Source organism: Salisaeta longa DSM 21114, assembly GCF_000419585.1.
GTDB lineage: Bacteria > Bacteroidota > Rhodothermia > Rhodothermales > Salinibacteraceae > Salisaeta > Salisaeta longa.
Map to the genome: position 1 here is coordinate 122,375 of NZ_ATTH01000002.1, position 16,792 is coordinate 139,166.

The 16,792-nt window shown below is 64.8% G+C and carries 12 protein-coding genes and 1 pseudogene; 5 read left to right on the forward strand and 8 right to left on the reverse strand.

The genetic code is table 11. The features are described from left to right. Positions 1-209 precede the first annotated feature (209 nt). The 3 genes from SALLO_RS0113845 to SALLO_RS0113855 form a co-directional block, all read right to left on the reverse strand. Entirely contained in the window at positions 210-1,439 is a 1,230-nt protein-coding gene (locus SALLO_RS0113845) for a zinc metalloprotease (RefSeq protein ID WP_022836898.1), read from the reverse strand. Positions 1,440-1,499: 60 nt separating this feature from the next. Continuing rightward, entirely contained in the window at positions 1,500-2,324 is an 825-nt protein-coding gene (locus SALLO_RS0113850) for a TraB/GumN family protein (RefSeq protein ID WP_169577940.1), read from the reverse strand. A gap of 243 nt (positions 2,325-2,567) precedes the next feature. Further along, positions 2,568-3,308 (reverse strand): LytR/AlgR family response regulator transcription factor, encoded by a 741-nt coding sequence (locus SALLO_RS0113855; protein ID WP_022836900.1) that lies wholly within the window; start codon positions 3,306-3,308, stop codon positions 2,568-2,570. Between the two features lie 341 nt (positions 3,309-3,649). Between SALLO_RS0113855 and SALLO_RS0113860 the strand changes: the two genes are divergently transcribed. Next, entirely contained in the window at positions 3,650-3,916 is a 267-nt protein-coding gene (locus SALLO_RS0113860) for a hypothetical protein (RefSeq protein WP_022836901.1), read from the forward strand. Positions 3,917-4,373: 457 nt separating this feature from the next. On the opposite strand, the gene SALLO_RS18840 is transcribed toward SALLO_RS0113860, so the two are convergent. Further along, positions 4,374-6,095: a calcium-binding protein gene (locus tag SALLO_RS18840; RefSeq protein ID WP_022836902.1), complete on the reverse strand. Its 1,722-nt coding sequence runs from the start codon at positions 6,093-6,095 to the stop codon at positions 4,374-4,376. Positions 6,096-6,460: 365 nt separating this feature from the next. On the opposite strand from SALLO_RS18840, the gene SALLO_RS0113870 reads away from it, so the two are divergent. The 3 genes from SALLO_RS0113870 to SALLO_RS0113885 all read left to right on the forward strand — a co-directional run bounded on the left by SALLO_RS0113870 (position 6,461) and on the right by SALLO_RS0113885 (position 9,926). Beyond that, positions 6,461-7,378, forward strand: coding sequence for a hypothetical protein (locus tag SALLO_RS0113870; RefSeq protein WP_022836903.1), 918 nt, complete (start codon positions 6,461-6,463; stop codon positions 7,376-7,378). 58 nt (positions 7,379-7,436) lie between these two features. After that, positions 7,437-8,138 carry a hypothetical protein gene (locus SALLO_RS0113875; protein ID WP_157621524.1) on the forward strand — a complete coding sequence of 234 codons (702 nt, stop codon included), beginning with the start codon at positions 7,437-7,439 and terminating at the stop codon, positions 8,136-8,138. 510 nt (positions 8,139-8,648) lie between these two features. Continuing rightward, positions 8,649-9,926 (forward strand): T9SS type A sorting domain-containing protein, encoded by a 1,278-nt coding sequence (locus SALLO_RS0113885; RefSeq protein WP_169577941.1) that lies wholly within the window; start codon positions 8,649-8,651, stop codon positions 9,924-9,926. Here the strand turns inward: SALLO_RS0113885 and SALLO_RS17440 are convergent. From SALLO_RS17440 to SALLO_RS0113900, 4 genes and pseudogenes are all read right to left on the reverse strand, one after another. Beyond that, positions 9,910-10,959 (reverse strand): phosphotransferase family protein, encoded by a 1,050-nt coding sequence (locus SALLO_RS17440; protein WP_022836907.1) that lies wholly within the window; start codon positions 10,957-10,959, stop codon positions 9,910-9,912. The genes SALLO_RS0113885 and SALLO_RS17440 overlap by 17 nt on opposite strands. Before the next feature lie 136 nt (positions 10,960-11,095). Further along, positions 11,096-11,836: a T9SS type A sorting domain-containing protein gene (locus tag SALLO_RS18010; RefSeq protein ID WP_323806860.1), complete on the reverse strand. Its 741-nt coding sequence runs from the start codon at positions 11,834-11,836 to the stop codon at positions 11,096-11,098. Further along, a pseudogene (locus SALLO_RS18845) lies at positions 11,831-12,136 on the reverse strand (lamin tail domain-containing protein); the annotation flags it as partial. The pseudogene SALLO_RS18845 and the gene SALLO_RS18010, both read right to left, overlap by 6 nt. A 313-nt stretch (positions 12,137-12,449) precedes the next feature. After that, complete coding sequence (locus SALLO_RS0113900; RefSeq protein ID WP_022836909.1) at positions 12,450-13,247, reverse strand: phosphorylase family protein; 798 nt, start codon at positions 13,245-13,247, stop codon at positions 12,450-12,452. Positions 13,248-13,396: 149 nt separating this feature from the next. Between SALLO_RS0113900 and SALLO_RS0113905 the strand changes: the two genes are divergently transcribed. Beyond that, positions 13,397-16,669 (forward strand): UvrD-helicase domain-containing protein, encoded by a 3,273-nt coding sequence (locus SALLO_RS0113905; RefSeq protein WP_022836910.1) that lies wholly within the window; start codon positions 13,397-13,399, stop codon positions 16,667-16,669. Positions 16,670-16,792 lie beyond the last annotated feature (123 nt).

A 16,792-nucleotide genomic window follows, 5' to 3' on the forward strand; every position in this document is an offset into this window, starting at 1 on the left:
ACGGAAGATAGACAGCGAAGAAGCGGTGCTGCCTTCTGGCCGGCTCGTAAGTGCGCAGACAAGAAACAGGCGCAAAGGGCAGCGGAAGCAGGAGGGGGGCGCCGGTACCGGATGGGACAAGGAAGGTGCCGGCAGGTGCGCGGCGCAGCGAGTGGCGCAGCCGAGCGTTTCATTGTGTCGTGACCTGTAAGAAAAAGTGTTCACAGTAACTACACAGAACGGTGCGCCTTCGTGCAACGAGCGCTGGAGGGGCGACAGAGTGCATTCAGCCATTGGGTTGCGGCTGCGGCCAGGCCGCGCACAGGGTCTCCGGCGAGTGCTTCGCGCGCCCGGCTTATCGTATCTGCTGTAGGCTCGCCCGTCGCCCACTGGACAGCGACTTGGGCTCGCAGGCGGAGGCTCTCGTCGTCGAAGGGGGTCCTGCCGGTGCCCACAGCGCGCCAGCGCGCCGCGGCGCCCGCATCTTGGCGCACGGCGCCCTCAAAGAACGCCGCCTCCAGGGCTAGTGACGGGAGCAAGGCCGGCGGGTACAACGCGTGGCGGTCTAAGGCTTCTTGCAATAGCCGATGGGCGCGCGTCATATCGCCGGTATCCAGTGCGTGCAGGTACGCCAGCCGCCGGCCTTCTACGTCGTAGGGCGTTTCATCGTCTACGGCCGTGGCCTGGTCGACAAGCGCGGGCTCCCAGGTGCACGGCCGCTTTTCAAACAGTAGCGCCGTGAGGGCAAAGACGGCCGCATCGCGGGCGGCCGCCGGATGGTTGCGCCAGATGCGCAGCAAGCGCGACCCGTCCGTGAAGAAGCCGCTCGTCGTTACGGGTACGAGCGTAACAACGCCTATACTGAGCGAGACTGTACCAAAGATAAGCGTTCCATCGGCTGCCATCCACCCGATGGGCAATGTGCCCGACGGTACCGCGTCGTACAGGCCCAGTGCGATGTACGCGCCAATGGCTAGCAGCCCCAGCAACAGGCTCGCAGCAGGCCCGCCGGCCACCATGCGTGCTTCGCCGCGGGCTAGATCTTGCAGGTCGGTGGGCACGCTGCCCGCCATTCCCCCATAGAGAGACCAGTGCGTGTGCAGTTCAACCTGGTACCCGGTATTCGTGCGTGTGACCATGAACGGTCCTACGGCGAGGAGTTGAAACCGAAAGCCACTCAGCCATCCGCCCAGCAAATGCCCGGCCTCGTGAACGGCCAGTGCAAGAAATATGATGACAGCCGTCCCCACAAGCGCGATCGCTCCGCCTAACACATCCAACGTGCCGGCAGGTACAGCGCTCGCCCCTCCGTCGTCGCCGATGAGCAGAACGTACGCGGCGTATCCAACTGCGCCACTCGCAAGCACAATAGCAGCTGTTTTAAGGAAGTCAATGGTAGCAGCATTATCCGGGGCGAGGCCCGCGGGCATCCGTAGCGGAGGCACGTCGGAGGCGTCCATGGCAGTTAGGCACGTGGTGAAAGGTGCGTACGGTGCGGCGTGAATTCCGTAAAAACGACGTTAGCGCTGATGTATGGTGTAGCCTCGGGCTTCTAGCAGCGCAATGAGGCCCTTGCGCCCCACCATATGGCCGGCCCCCACCACAATCATAGGACGTGTGCTGCCTGCAAGTAGTGCCTCAATTTGGGGCACCCACCGCTGGTTGCGTTCTACCAGAAGGCGCCGGTACAGCGCCGGAAATTCTCGCATCATCTCGCCCTCAAGAAGGGCCCGCAGCCGTGTGGTATCGCCCCGTGCCCATGCACGCGTCATCTCGTCCATCTGCTGTATGGTGCGCCCCGAACGCGCTAACGTGTAGCGCAGAAAGTCCTCCTGCTGTGACGACGAGAGCCCATCAAAAATACGCAACTGCTCGCGGAGCGTCTCTAGGGAGCGGATGGGTTTTCCGGCAGTCTTGGCCTTACGGAAAAAGTGAGCATCGATGCCAGAACCGGGCGTGTAGCCAGCGCGCTGGTAAAGTAGTATGGGCACCGACATAGAAACCACCCACGGCTCCATGCGCTGCAACCGTTTAAGAGGTAAGTTAAGGCTGTCGGTGGTCGTTTTGAGCAGACGGTAGGCATCGCTTGAAAGCGTGCGTTGCAGCGTTTGATTGTCGCTGTACATGCCCATCTCGGCAATGAGCGCGGGGGCTTGTGTGCGGGCGCTGTCCAGGCGGGTTTCGAAGACCAGCACATCAGACGCAGCGAAGACGCTGTCGAAGGCCGGAGCCAGTGGGTACGCTTCGGGCTTTAGAAGATGAACCGACCCTACAAGGTATCCCTCGGTGCCTGCATCCGAACGGATGTCCCACAGCATATGGCGGTCTTGTGCATGGGCAATCATCGGGAGCAACCCCAAGATGGCTATACATACAGCGGTCCAAAAGCGCTGCATAGGGAAGCGTCTGCTCCGGAAACCTACAAGTAATCGTGTGTGCATGGTAGTTCAAAGTTGTTAGAAGCTGCATTTGCAAAACCACTGCCTTTATAAAGCGACGCTACTCCGTTGTAAAGCGCAGTATTGGTCAGTGGCTGCATCCTTTGATGAGTGGCGCTGGCCCTCTCCGTTTCGGGCAGCGGCTGGCGTTTACAGCTTCAAGTGCTCACGGAATTGCTTCGAGCGCCGACGCGAAAGTTCGATCTCGCTCCCGTCCTTCAGCTTTGCAAGAATCTTATCGCCAAACCAGGGGACAACGTCCTCTACCCAGTGCAGGTTAATGATGTGCTGACGGCTTGCGCGGAAAAAGCAGTTGGGATCGAGGCGTTCTTCGAGATAACGCAGCGAGCGGTGTACAAGCGGCTTGCCCTTGCTGGAGACGATGCGCGTGTAATTTCCTTCCGATGCGAAGTAGCGTACATCGGCCAGTTGCACAAAGTAGTAGCGTTTGCCATCCTTCACAAACACTTGGTCATCGGTGGAAAGGGTGGGCACGGGCTCCGCTTCCGCCACTGCCCCCTGCGGTTGAGTCGCCTTGGCTTGCTCGCGCACGCGCTGCACAGCCTCCGCTAATCGCTCGGGTTCAATGGGCTTGACAAGGTAGTCTAGCGCACTCACTTCAAACGCCTCAAGGGCGTAGGCATCGTACGCGGTCGAAAACACGACAAACGGCACGGCATCTAGACGCTCCAGCAGATCGAAGCCGCTGCCACCAGGCATCTGAACATCGAGAAAAAGGAGATCGGGCTGCAGGTCGTTGACGGCGGCCTCGGCCTCATCGGCATTTGTGGCTTCTCCAACGATTTCGAGATCCTCGTGGGCGGCCAGCAGGCGTCGCATTTCGCTGCGTGCCAGGCGCTCGTCATCGACGATAAGTGTTCGTAGCGTCATGATATGTACGACTATTAGTAGATTTTGGGCGTCAGGGAACGGTTTTGCAGGCCGTACGCTCGCCAACGATAGGCGCAAGAACGTATGCCCTCGGGCTGCTCCGCTCCCATGCGACGGGATAGGCGATTGGGAGACAAACAGCGCAAGGGTGCCGATACAACAAAATACTTCCATACAATGAAGATACGAAACGCACTGGCCCTGTGAAAGCAATTTCTGATCGCCGGTAGCTTGCGCTGATGAGCGGGGGAGGCAACGTGCTGTAGCATTCGGGGACGGCTTGCCCGGCAGTTTGCGAACGGACGCATGTTGCATCTGCACGGGTGGCCGGTGCAAGTAAATTGCGGGAGTTCCTTGCGCGCTTCGGGTCGCTGATTGTGCGCCCGTACCGCACCGACCGCTTCGACTTCGGCGCGCCCACCTTCCACCAAGAACTGCAGGCCCGCTTTCGGGAGGCCTCGGAGCTTCGCGAAACGACCGGCTCGCCGCACTTCGTGTTCTTAAACAAGGTGCTGGTGGGCATCTTCAACCTGATGGGCCAGCTGGGGCCGGTCATCGACACGCGACGCAGCCGCGCCCTGCTGGAAGGCACCGTCACGGCGCTGTAGCAACCGGGCGGGACCGCACTCCTCGATCGGGCGCGTGCGTCTCGTTGGTTAAAGCCAGCGGCCCGCTACTGCACGAGCGGCGGGAGGGGCGGTGTCCCTTGCATATCGCAGGGGGATACAGCTCTTGGGTGCCCACAGCGATTGCAGGAACGGTTACGCTCGCCCCAAAGCGGGCGTCGTCGGGCGACCCTTTGCCAGGCCCGTTTCTGAATCAGCAGGCCCCGCTCCAACCGCTACGGAAGTAACGAAGCGCTCCCCACCCCCCAAGCCATGCAATCGACGGATCGGCCGGTGCGCGCAGCAGAGATCATAACGTCTAGTGCGCCCGCTCCGAGCCTATGGAATGAGGCCCGGCTCCCAACGCACGAAGCCGCTCCCGCCACGAGGGCAGGGGCGGCTTCGGTGGTCACGTTGCCTGACGGCACATCTGTTACGGGTAGGCTCGTGGCTCCCTCGGTCAGAGGAGCGCCGGGCCTCCCGGTGCAAAGCTCACCTTCCCAGCGACAAACCGTTCCAGAAAGGCTTGCATTCCAACGGTCGTGCTCAGGTCTTCGGTGGTGAGGTGACGGCGTATTTCTTTTGCGAAGATCCATCCACGGTCTCCCTTGGTGCTCTCCACACGAATCATGATGCCGTACCTGCCCTGAAGCTTTGCTCCTAGAATGGTCCAGTCGGCCCGCTCGAAGACCAGGCGATCGCCTTTTGAAAACGCCCCCAGGCGCTCCTTCCGGTTTTCGTTGGAGATATCCCCAGCACGGTACAGGAAGCGGTCGTCGAAATCGCGCGACTTCTGGTCTCCCGACATCTGGTCGTCGCCCGGTCCGCCAATCAGCGTGTCTTCGCCGTTGTTGCCGCTGATCCGATCGTCGCCTTCCCCGCCGTCGATGACGTCGCCCGGCATGAAGGAGCCGCCGAGCACGTCGTTGCCTTTGCCTCCGTTGATGCGAACGGGAGTACGGAGCGCGTTGGCGCGCACGATGTCATCGCCATTGCCGCCCTGCAGGCGTTCGACACTGGCGCGGTCCATGTAGAATCGCTTGCCTCCGGTGCCGCGGTTGTCGAGGCGCACCCAGTCGGTGCCGCTGCCGCCGCTCACATGCTCGGCGAAGGTCCACGGCGTCGCATCCGCAAAGTCTTCTTTCCCAACGTACCACAGCTTGTCGTTGCCATCTCCGCCGAAGAGCTTGTCTGCGAAGCGCGGGCTGCCGCCCAGCTCGTCGCCCCGCAGCTGGTCATTGCCATCGTCGCCATACAGAATGTCGGCATCAAGATGCCCAACCAGCGTGTCGTCGCCGTCGCCGCCGCGGAGGATATCTTCGCCCTTCCCGCCATGCAGATGGTCATCGCCAGGCCCTCCATCGAGGTTGTCCGCGCCTGGGCCTCCCACTAGGCGATCGTTGCCCGCGGGGTAAGAGACGGGGTGGATGTTTACGGCGTCGCTTTTCAGGACATCGTCACCGGGACCGCCGTACAGGTAGTCGTCGAATGCTCCCCCGTACAGCTCATCGTCGCCGTCGCCGCCGTGCATCTCGAGAATGCCGCGCTGGAACGAGGCAATCACGTCGTTGCCATTGTCCCCGAAGAGACGGCTCGCTTCGTTCTCTCCGCCCTTCCCGGTGACTTTGATGGTATCGTTGCCCTCGCCGCCCCGAATGTAGTCGTTCTTTCCATCGGCGCGGAGGAAGTCGTCGCCGTCTTGGCCGAAGACGCAGTCGGTGCCAGCCCGTGAACGGACATTGTCTGGATCGTCTGTGCCAATGACGATGTCGTTTTCGACGGCGAGGTCGCTGGACGTGAATCGGAAGGTGATGCCTGCACCGTTGGTTTCTTCATCCATCGCAGCCACGGTAACAGGGTCTGCAAGGTCGTAGACGTTGTACGTGACGCCATCGATCTCGTGTGAAAACACGCCCTCGACACTGCCTGCGTTACGCTCAGGCAAAACCACGTTGTTGATGAAGGAATTGAGGTTGTCGATGCCGCAGCCCGTGTTGCCCTGGCTGCGGCCGAGGGCCTTGGCCGTCGCGCCATCTGGATCGTTGACGTCGGTTGTGGCCTCGGCACTGGGCTCCTCATCTATCGCGCCGGGCGTGGAGTCACAGGCCGTAAACACCACGAGCAGCGCCAGGGCCAGGAGCGTCGGAAAGAAAAAGGGAAAGTTCGATTGTTGTGCAGGCATGGTGCAGGTTGGGGGATACGTGAAAGATGATTGTTAGTCTCTTGATAGGAAGTGGCTCGATTGCGGGGCGGAGCTTTTCGTCACGTCGGCTGTGCGCCACTGACGCATAAGTAGCGCATCGTCTCCGCCAAAGCTTCGTTCAAGGATCGGGCGTCGCACAATTTGACGGGTTTCCGTGCTGGAGCGAAGTGGAGCGCGGGCCAGCACCCTGACCGGCAGGTCGTCCCCGTTTTCCCGCCATTCGGGCGTGCCCTCCGGTCTTCGCGCATTATCAGCTGCTGAAGGCTGTGATGACGAGGCCGGATGCGAACCGGCCAGGGCTGTGCACCTCACCATGGGGAGAAACAGCGTCCCTAGCGCCTCCAGTGCCTCACGCCACCAAGGATGGCCGCTGTCCGGCCGGTCGGTCGGCGCTTGTTCAGGGCGCTACGGTGCAGGTGGGCGGGGGGCGCTTCGACAACCGCGCGGCCGCCGAGACGCCGCGCACAACAGACGGTGTGCTTCGCCGCGCAAACTATCGGACCGATACGCTCGACGTAAAGCCAGGCACGACGTACACCCTCACCATAACGAAAGGGGCGCAAACGCTGCACGGGACGGTGGCGGTGCCAGACACGTTTCAGGGATGGGCCGCGGCCGTGCTGCTCGTGGCGGGCGGGCCGCCAGATTCTGCACCCTCGACGCCCACGCCGCAGCTGCGAGGCGGACGCCCCATCGTACGCCATATCACGCCACAGGCGTACGCGGGCAACGGCCTGGTGTGGGACGTAGCGCAGGACGACCGCGGGCTGCTCTACTTGGCGACCAGTTACGGCCTGCAGCAGTACGACGGTGCACGCTGGCGGAGCCTGCCCACGGGCAACCGGACGACGCCCTTCGCCGTCGCCCGCGATTCGTCCGGCACCCTTTACGTGGGGGCGCAGGATGCGCTGGGAATGTACCGCCCCGATGCGCACGGACGTTTGCGGTACCGCTCCTTGCGGCCGGGCATCCCGGCGCCATACCGCCCGGTGGGCGACGTCTCCCAGGTGGTGGCCGCTGGCGGCGCCGTGTTCTTTCGAGCAGCCACGGGCGTCTTCCGTTGGTCCGACGGCCGCGCCCAGGTCGTCGCCGATACAACAACCCGCGGCCTATTTGCCTGCGGCGGAAGGGCATACGTTCAGGACCACGCCGGGCGCCTGTATGCCATCCACGACACGACGCGCACGCGCCGCCCCCTGAGCGCGCTTCGGGCGCGGCTCTCGTCTGCCGCCACAAATGCCACCCAGCCAACGGACGATTAATGTGTTGTTGCACGTCCACCGTCCTATCGCTTAGCCCTCCAATCAGTCAGTCAAGATCGTGCGTTTTACGCTCCGATGCAGTCTTATCTTGTTTGCATTGCTGGCGCTATCCACGCCGGGTGCCACAGCCCAGATCTACGTCGACAAAGACGCGACGGGGGCCAACGACGGCTCCTCGTGGGCCGACGCCTACACCGACCTGCAGACGGCCATCGACAACGCCACCTCCAGCAGCGAGCTCTGGATTGCCGCGGGCGTCTACACGCCCGACAGCGAGGGCAACAGCTTCACGATTACCGGCGCGATCGACGGGGTGAAGCTCTACGGCGGCTTCGCGGGCACCGAGACGAGCCGCGACCAGCGCGCCCCGAAGCAGCACCGCACGATCCTCTCCGGCGACCTAAACGGCGATGACACCGACCCCAACGGCGACGGCATTATTGCGGACGCTGCGGACATCGCGGGCGACGAGAACGCCCATCATGTCGTGTTTTTGGACGGGTCCTCCGGCGGGATCACCCTGATCACCGTCATCGACGGCGTCACCGTGACCGCCGGGCAGGCAGACGGGTCGTTCCCCGAAAACATCGGCGGCGGCCTGCTCTGTGGCGGAGCAGGTTCTGGAAATGCGTGCAGCCCAACGCTGCGCAACATTGCGTTTGTTGGGAATCAAGCAAGTGAAGATGGAGGGGCCATCTACAACAGTGGCGTCTCCGGTGGTGCTGCCAATCCTCGCATCGCGGACGCGCAGTTCTTGTGAAACGTTTCTGGTGATGCAGGCGGGGCCATCGTAAACTTTGGGTTTTACGGCGCCTCGAGTCCCACAATCACGAACACCGTGTTTTCAAACAACACGGCTGCCTGTGAAGGAGGCGCGGTCTCCAACCAAACCGCCGCCCCGACGATGATAAATGTGGTGTTTGTGGACAACGCGTCAGACGGTTTTGGTGGGGCAATCGCGAATAGTCCGGGATCGCCTTCGATCACGAACGCGGTGTTTGCGGGCAACGCGGCGGCGTTCGATGGAGGCGCGATCTTCAACAGAGGACAGGGTCGTCCGCGGCGACCAGCGAATCCGAAAATCACAAATGCGACGTTCGTCAACAACACCACCGGCCAGCAGGGGGGCGCAATCTATAATTTTGCTAGCGGTACTCCGGCGAGCCCTACCGTAACAAACACGATTCTTTGGGGCAACAGCGCTGCCACGGGCGGCGACGCGATGTACAGCGCTGAATCTAAGGCGACACCGACCCTGTCCCACACCATCGTGGATGACGGAACCGGGGGCATTGTCGATGCGGATGGGGGCTCCACTACCTACCTCGACGATACCGGCAATAGCGCCAGCTTTGCCAATAGCACCAATCTCGAAGCCAATCCTCAGTTCATCGACGCGGCGAATCCAGCCGGCCCGGACGGCGTTGCCGCCACGCGCGACGACGGCACCGCCCAGGTAGACATCGGCGCCTACGAGTTACAGTCCCGGGTGGTGGCCGTCACCGGCGGTGGCTTCGGCGGGTTGGATCGCACCTTTTCGGCCACGCCCGGGCAGGCGGATCAGCCGATGGGTCTCTTTCGCCTCACGTCGAGTCAGAGCGGTGTCGACCTGACGAAAGTCGCTGTCACCCCAGACGCGCCTGGCGCCACCGGCGTGGATGGGGCCTCGCTTTGGGTTTCCGACGATGACCAGTTCGACGCGGCGGCCGACACCAAGTTGGCCAGTCTGGATCTCACCCCGCAAACCGACCTGCCGAGCCCGCTCACGTTTGACGGCTTCAGCGCGGGGCTGCCGGCCGCGGCCCGCTACCTGTTTGTGACGGTGACGTTCACCAGCGGCGCAGAGGGTACGGTGACGGGCTACCTGGCCGATGAGACAGCGCTGGCCCTCAGTGGAGGCGTCATCAACGCGGTCAACGGCAACGCAGGGCAGGCGCAGTTCTCCAACCTACCGCTCTCGGGCGATGCGACGCCGCTGCCGGTGGAGCTGGTCCGTTTGGAGGCCGCGCGTACCGGCGGCGGCGTGCGCCTGCGCTGGCAGACGGCCACCGAGACGGGCAACGCCGTCTTTGCCGTCCAGCGCCAAACGGGCGCGACGACGTGGCAGCGCGTGGGCTTTGTCGCGGGCGCCGGGACGACGGCCGAGGCGCAAACCTACCGGTTCACCGACACGGAGCTGCCCTACGCGGCGGACTCGCTCGCCTACCGCCTGAAGCAAATCGACACCGACGGCAGCGCGTCCTTCTCGGAGGCGATCACGGTGGTGCGCGAAGCGGTCCGTCAGCTAGAGCTGTTGGGCACCTACCCCAACCCGGCGCGGCAGCAGGCGACGGTGCGCTTTGCCGTACCGGCGCGCACTGCGGATGAGACGGTGCGGCTGCGGCTCTACGATGTGCTCGGGCGGCAGGTGCGCACCGTGCGGGCGGCCGCGGGGCCGGGCCGCCACGAGCTCACGCTCGACGTGCAGGATCTGGCGAGCGGCGTGTACTTCCTCCGCCTGCAGGCGGGCGGGCAGGTGCAAACGCAGAAGCTTACCGTCGTGCGCTGAGCCAGGCTATGGCCGGGTCGACCGGCGCCCGCAGGGCGCGAACGGCCCGGTCAACGGCAGACTGCACGGCCGGATGCAAGAGATCGCAGCCGTCGTACAGAAAGCCGGCCTGGAACGGCCCGGCAGCGCGCACGAGGAGTTCTGCGCCAAAGTGAACCCCGGCGGCCGCGTAGTCGGCGGGCGTCCACAGCGCGGCCCGCGCATCGCACAGCGTCTCGACGTACGCCGCCCGAAAAGCCGTGCGCAGTGCATTGACGGCATCGGCGGCCCGCCCGCGGTGCGCGTGCATCCACAGGTGCGCTTCGAGGTGCGCCACGTCTTGCAGCGGATGGCCAAAGGTGCAGAACTCCCAGTCGATACAGCGCAAGGCGCCGCCGCGCGTTACCAAGAAGGAGGGCAGCCAGGCATCGCCCATCACCAAGCAACCCCCGGGCGTGCGCAGGCGACGGCCCAGGGCGCGAGCCGATGCGCCGAGCGTTGCAGCCGCAGGTATACCACAACGTGTTAAAATGTCTGTTATTGCGATATACTGAACATTGTAACGCGTATCCTGCACCGGCTCATTCCAAAAGCGCTCGCGCAGTGCCTCGTCTCCTTGTGTGGTGCGGTGCAAAGCCCCCAGAAATCGCCCAAGGGCCGCGCCCCACCGTGCAGGCGTGGCCGCTGGTTCGTCAAGCGCCTCGCCGAGGGCGCCGGTCGGTTGCACGTCTTCCATCACGAGCACGTGACGCGCGGCGTCAAACGCGAGCCGCCGGGGCGGACGCAGCGACGGCGTGGCCAAGGCAGCCAGCGGGGCTTCCGGCGCGAAAAGAGCCAGCGCGCGCGCCTCGAACGTCAGGCGCGACGGGTCGAGCGGCACCTCGGGCTGACTGGCGATGTGCGGCGGGGCGTGCTTCACAACGACCGGGCCGCGGGTGGTGGGCACGCGCCACACGTGATTCAGGAGTCCGCCGGGGAGCGGCACGGGCGTGCCAAACGGTGCGTGCGTCGGCAGCAGCGTGGGCAAAAGATCGGAAAGGGCGTCGGGGCGCATAGGCAAAGCGTACGGTGCATGACAGATCCAGCGCTTGCACGCACGCCAATCCGGCATGATGCGGGGCCCACAACAAAAGGGATGGAGAGCGCGCGGCCCCATCCCTTCTATCGCACCTCCAAGCGCTCACCGGTGCCTACCGGAGGATGGTGATGCGCTCGGTATGGCTGAACTGCTCGCCTGTCACGCGCACAAAGTAGAGACCGCTCGGCAGGTCTTGCGGTGTAAATTGCACGCGAACGGCTTGTGCGGGGCCCACCGGCTGGTTGAGCAACGTACGCACGCGCTGTCCCAGCACGTTGTACACGGCCGCCGTTACCTGCTGCGGGGCTTCCACCGCAATCTGCAGGCGTGCAGTGGACGAGCGCCGCAGGGGATTTGCGCTCTGCAGGGTAACCACCTGACGCGCTTCGATGCGGAGCGTGCGCACCGGGGAAAATGCGGTGGTGCCGTCGGTATCCACCTGCTCCAGGCGGAAGCGGTGCACGCCGGGTGCCAGGGGCTGCGTGGCAAATGTGTAGGTGGAGGGCGTCTGCACGGTACCGCGGCCCGCTACAAATCCGAGCGTCGTCCACGCTCCCGTGGCGGTGGCTTGCTGCACGCGAAACCCGGCGTTGTTGGTCTCCGAGGCCGTCGTCCACGCCAGGCGCGCCACGCGCTCGTCGCCCGTCACCCGAAAGCTGGTGAGCTCCACCGGCAGCGTGGTGGCGCCCAGGCTGCCCGGCGAGCCAAAGTCGCCATTGGACAGCTCGTTCGTTGCGTCGACATAGTCGGCGCCGGTGACCTGGCCGTCTGCACCGTCCTGGTTGATGTTGTCAATGACCTGCGCCACGCCCGACCCGCCGGGATCGCCGTCGCTGTACGTTAGATTAAACACCTCGGTGTCGCCCGGCGCCGTCACGATAATCTCGTCGTCGCTGTTGGCAATGGACATGCCGGAGAATACGTAATCGGGCGTGAGGCTGCCATCGCCCAGCGGATCGCTGCTTCGCGCCAACACCACAAATCCGCCCGCGGGCACCGTAACTTGCGTGCCTACCGTGAAGCTGTTTGTCCCCAGATCGGAAAACGTGTAGCCGTTGAGGTCAATGGCAGCGTTTGTGCGGTTGTACAGCTCGAAGTATTCGCCGTCACTATCACTCACAGCGCTCGGGTTGGCCATAAACTCGCTGATGACGAGGTCGCCCGCCGACTACGCGTGCACGGCCGCGGGCAGCCACAGCAAAAGACCAAGAAGTATGCAATACGGTATCGATCGATGCATAAGAGTTTGTAGAGGTTAGGAGTAGAGCCTATCGCTTAGGTTGCAGATAGCAGAACGCCCATGGCGCATCAGCGGCCGTCCGCACGCATATCTTCCATGAAATACAGGAAGCATTTGCAACATATTTAAGTGTAACAAAAAGTCACGTAAATTGCGAGGGCGTAATACAATGCTAATCTCATCGGAAGCCCTCCAACGCCCGCGTGCATCCGGGGCCGCTCCGGCATCAATCGAAGCGAAAGAGATGGTTGCCAAACGGCATGGGGTCCACCTGCTGCAGCACATCGGTAACGGCCTGTCGCAGCGCGGCCCGCGAGTCATCGAGCGTCTGCTGCACGTCTGCATCGCTCGCCGGGTTGGCGCGGCCGGGCACCGAGTACTTGTGCCCCACTACAAGGCCCGCGCACGGAATCTCCAGCTCGTTGGCCAGGATGACCTCCGGCGCGAGGGTCATGGAGTTGACGTCGGCCCCAAGCCGGGCCCACATGCGATTTTCGGCGGCCGTTTTGCCCCGCGGCCCGCCCACGTAGCCAAACGTCACCGCCGCATCGGGCGTGGCCGGGGGAAGGTGCGCGCGCACCGCGTCGGTAAGCGCCGAGGAGAAGAGCCCATCGTCGAGGACCAAGTGGCCGTGGCGATCGCTCGGCCGCGCAAACATCGTACACGCCGAGCCGTCCGGCAGGCGGTTGTCCATCGTCAGCAGGTCGCCCACCACCAGCGGCGTATACAGCGGCAGCTCGGGCGCGAGCACGCCCACGGAGCTCGTTACCAAGAGCGCGCCGCAGCCTGCAGACTGCAGGGCGGCGGCTTGGGCGCGGTACGGGATCTGGTGCGGCAGGCGCGCATGCGGAAAGCCGTGACGAAACGACACATACGCGGGCCGGTCGAGGGCCGCGAGGCGATGCAGCGTCCAGGTCCCATGCGGCGTGTCTACCGATTCGGGGGTGGGATTGAGCGGCGCGAGCAGCTCCAACGTAAAGGCACTGCCCACGATGGCAGCAACGCAGTCGGCGGAAGCGGTCATGGAAACGGAGGCGGATGGAAAAAAGAAAACGTCCGTCCGTACCAAACCGGAGCGGCGGACGTGGTTCGGCTAGCGCGCGCCGCAACGCCGCCCGCTTCTGTTCCGTAGCACTTCCCACTCCGGCCTTCCGTTTTCAACGTCCTCGTTGCATGGCTGCTTCGCTGCCCGCTTCCTTTCCGCCCCTCAACGACGCCCAACGGGCGGCCGTCACGGCCACGCTCGATCCGCAGCTCGTCATTGCCGGACCGGGCACGGGCAAAACGCGCGTCTTGGTGTGCCGCGCGGCGTACCTCCACCACACCGACCCGGAGCGCTTTGCGCCGTCGAAGCTCGCCCTCATCACGTTCACCAACCGCGCCGGCCGGCAGCTCAAGGAGCGCCTCGCCGACGACCTCATGCAGCCGGAAGACGTCCAGCACGTGCACGCCGGCACCATCCACCACTTCTGCTACACGGTGCTGCGCAGCCACGGCGCCCGCGTGGAGGTGCCCGACGACTTTGTGGTGGCCGACCAGGCCGTCCTCGATGCGTACTGGCAGCGGTGGTTCGAGGACAACAAGTCGTGGTGCTACGACCACGACCTCCGCTCGTGGCGCGCGGTGCAAACCCACGTGAGTCAGTTTAAGCTCAACCAGCAGTCGCTGCGCGGGCGGCGGCTCGTGCAGGCCCATACCGCCTACGAGGCCATGCTCAACGAACGCCACGCGCTGGACTTCGACGACGTGCTCACCAACGCGCGCACCGTGGTGCATCGCTACCCCGACGTCGCGCAATCCGTGGCCGAGCGCTTTCCGGCGCTGCTCGTCGACGAGTTCCAGGACACCGATCCGGTGCAGTACGCCCTGCTCAAGCGCCTCGCCACCGCCGGCGCCCACTTGTTTTGCGTGGCGGATGAGGATCAGTCCATCTACCGCTTCCGCGGCGCGCGCCCCGAGAACGTGCGCCAGTACATCGACGATTTTGGATGCAGCGTCGCCAACGGCACGCAGCACGTGCTAAGCACCAACTACCGCTCCAATCGCTCCATTTACGCCGCCGCCGAAGCGGTGCTCTCGCCCGACGATCGACTCAAAACGCGCGGGGCCATCCGCACCCAAGACCCCACCGAGGCGCCCATCCACGTGCTGGCCTGTGCCACCGAAGCGCAGGAGATCGACCTCGCGCGCCGGGTGGTGCAGCGCTGGCGCGACCAAGGGGCCGAGCCGAAGGCCCTGGCCGTGCTCGCGCCGTGGAACAGCATCGTGAAGGACCTGGAGCGCACGTTCCTGGAGGCCGGCATCCCGTGCGAGGCCAGCAGCACCGATGCCTTGCTGGAGCGCCCGCTGCTGCGCAAGCTGCGCGCCCTCTTGCGCGTGGCCCAGGCGCAGCTTGCCGGCAACGACTCGTTTGTGCACGCCGCTGGCCTGCCCGACCTCCTGCAGCGCCTCCTACCGCCCGATGCCTGGGCGCGCCTCGAACAGTTTCACCGGTCTACCGAAAGCATGCACCTGTGGGGCACGTTTCAGGCGCTCCTCAACCAGCCGTCGGCGATGGAACGGGCCGGGCTGACGGCCGAGCGGGGCGCGCTGGAGCATGCCTACGCGCTCATCGTGAACCTCATGCAGGAGGCCGCCCAACCGGGTCAAACCGTGGAGGCCTTTGTGGAGAGCGCGCTCCAGCAACTCGGCGATCCGTTGCAGCTGCTAAAGCCCGAAGTGGACGTGCTGCGCGATCCGGCTACGCTGCCCGGACAACACCCCGCGGCGCGCGCCCTCCAATCGTGGCAACGCAGCCGCGACACCCGCCGCCTGCTCATCCACCATCCCACCACGCAGATCACCCGGCTGTGGCGGCAGCTCGTGTGGCGCGCCCTCACCGACGCCCCGCCGCTGCCCGTTCCTGATGTGGCCACCGCGCTGTTTGCCGATCCCGCTGCGCCCGAGGGCCCGCTCACCGCAGACGATGTGGTACTCACGCCGTCCCTCGGCGATTTTGTGCAATGGATCGAAGGCCAGCCCAACGGCCTAAACAGCGCTCCCACGATCATCGTCTTGCGCCCCGCCCCCGACGTGCCCGACGAGCGGCTGCGCCTGCTGGGCCTTCAGCCGGAGCGCATTCACGCGGTGGGGACGCCGGAGGCGGGGGCCACGCCGTCGGTGCGTCTGTTCAAGCTGCTGCAACAAACAACGGCCGGCGATGCACGGGCGCCGCTGTTCGACGACTACGTGATGGTGGACCTGGAAACCACCAGCGCCGATCCGGCCCGGTGCCGCGTGGCCGAGATCGGCGCGATCCGCGTGACCGACGGCGCGGTGGTCGACCGGTTCGAGCGGCTGGTGGCGCTACCCGACGACCTCACCGCCGACGAGGCAGCGACCCTCCGCTCCGTGTGCGGCCTCGATCCGGCAACCGACTTTGAAGCGGCGGTGCCGCTACGTGACGCGTGGGCCGCGTTTTGTGCGTTCGCCGATGAGGCCCCGCTCGTGGCGCACAATGGCCAGCGCTTCGACTTCCGCGTGCTGCGCCGCCTGCGCGACCGGTTTGCGGATGCCGTGGACGCCCGGTGGACCGTGACGTACGACATGCTGCCTGCCGCGGCCGAGCTCTTTCCGTCGCTGGCCTCCTACGCGATGGAGCACCTCCGCACCACGCTGCTCGACGAGGCGCGCCCCACCGCCCACCGGGCCCTGGCCGACTGCGAGGATCAGCAGGCCGTGCTGGCGGCGTTGCAAACCGAGCGCGCCCGCCAACAACGCCTGATGGCCCACGAGCCGCTGCTGCCGCTGGTGCTGGCGGCGCTGTTCTACGAGGCCCCGCCGCCCGACCGCCTCGACGACGATGCCGCTGCGCTCCTGCGGGTGGGCTACCTGTGGACGGCCCGCGATGCATCGCCCGTACGCGACGACCTGCGCACGCTCCTGGCGCGCGATCTGCTGCATGCGGTGCGGCAACGGCCGTTCTTTCGGGCCATCGAGGACGCGCTGTTCTCCGCGGCCGCCGTGCGGGGCGAGCGGGCCTCGTCGATGGATCCGCCCGGCCTCACGCAACGCATCGCCTCGCTCATCCGCCCGCACGCGCACCTGCCGCTAGCCGACGCCATCGACGATCTCCTCACGTACTGGGCCCTGTGGGGCCCCGACGACACGTCGTTGGGCGAAAACGTGGTCACGATTTCCACCTACCACAGCGCCAAAGGGCTGGAGTTTGAGCGCGTGCTGTGTATGGGCGTGCACGAAAGCGCCTTTCCGCCCTGGCATGCCGACACCGAGCAGGCCCGTCGCGAGAGCCGCCGCGTGCTTTACGTGGGCATGACGCGCGCCATGCAGCACCTCGTGCTCTCGTACAACACCGAGGCCCGCCAGGGCCACCGCCGCCGCTCGCCTTTCCTGAACGACGTGCCGCCCCCCCTCCTCCACGAAACCGATATGTCCGACCGAATGTAGCAGCACGTACTTGTTGGCCCATGCCATACGGCTATCATCCACATACAGCAAGAAAACACGCAAGCACGCGCCCTTCATCTTGCGTTTGATGCGATTGTGAACCTATTTTGATTCTCCGTCGAT